The 407-nt window shown below is 38.1% G+C and carries 1 protein-coding gene; it reads left to right on the top strand.

Annotated elements, in window-relative coordinates:
• Positions 1-33 precede the first annotated feature (33 nt).
• Positions 34-407 (top strand): hypothetical protein (locus tag AB4486_RS25985; protein WP_372119628.1); only part of this gene is annotated, 374 nt, incomplete at its 3' end.

Below are 407 nucleotides of genomic sequence, written 5' to 3'. Positions count from 1 at the left end.
TTAAACCGAAATGGGTGATCGGATAATCCCGAAATGACTGATCGGAATGCTCCGAAATATGCAATAAGCGATCGAATTTTTGTTAGGGGCAATCATGACCCACTTTACCGAGAGTTTTGCACAGAAATCTCAAAGCAAACAAAACCTGAGTCTTATTTCAACCCTTGCCCTTTGAAGCTAACTAAACGAAATAGCGAAAATATTGAAAAAACTGACTCGAACACTGCATTACTTGCACGAATTGAAGAACAAGATGCCTTAATTTCCCAGTTGTATGCTGAACTTGAAATAACAAAATCGGTTTCGGCTGAAATTGCGCTGGAATTATTGGAGCAATCAAAAATTGAAGAACCACATGCAGAATCTATGGAAAATAAAGAAGTAGACTCACCGCAGAAAGTTATTCA

Source organism: Vibrio sp. 10N.222.55.C6, assembly GCF_041473395.1.
Lineage (GTDB): Bacteria > Pseudomonadota > Gammaproteobacteria > Enterobacterales > Vibrionaceae > Vibrio > Vibrio crassostreae_C.
The sequence above is the reverse complement of the archived record's forward strand: the minus strand, read 5'-3'. Positions and strand labels throughout refer to the sequence as shown.